1 pseudogene is annotated in these 546 nt (G+C 66.7%); it reads right to left on the reverse strand.

Annotated elements, in window-relative coordinates:
• A pseudogene (locus ACFOPO_RS18450) lies at nucleotides 1–546 on the reverse strand (two-component sensor histidine kinase); the annotation flags it as partial.

Genomic DNA, 546 nt, shown 5'->3' on the forward strand with positions numbered 1-546 from the left:
CGCCACGCGCGCGATCATCTGGGATGACATCACGATGGCGCTTAGGGGGCTGCGCAGATCGTGGCCCAGCACGCCCAGGAAAATGTTGCGCCACCGCTCCACCTCGTCCGCGTAATGGCTCACCGACTCGGCGATCGCCTCGTCGATCGCCTCGTTGAACCGGGTGACCTCCTCTGCGGAGGCAACTTCCCGGTCGGGCGCCTCTGCCCACAGTCGCAATACGGACGCGCGCAGGGCGCGGTACTCCGACACGAGGTTCGAGATGCTGTAACCGCTGTGGGCGCGATGCAGGGCGTGCGTGCCCGCTGCCGACCGGGGGCGCCCGATGGGCACCAGCGCGCGGCCCTCGGACTTCTCGATTTCCTCGGCGCGTGTCTGCGGCGTTCGCAAGTCCACCACGATCGCCTCGACGATCTCGGGCAAGTGGTCGCGCAGCGCAGCGTCATCCAGTGGCGTACCGACTTCCACGGTCTTCGCGAACGTGATCGCGTGCTCGATGATCGTTTCGGCGTGATGCTCGATGAAGTCCGCCAGCCCGCTGTTCAT

It is taken from the genome of Lysobacter sp. GCM10012299 (genome assembly GCF_042649405.1).
GTDB lineage: Bacteria > Pseudomonadota > Gammaproteobacteria > Xanthomonadales > Xanthomonadaceae > Lysobacter_J.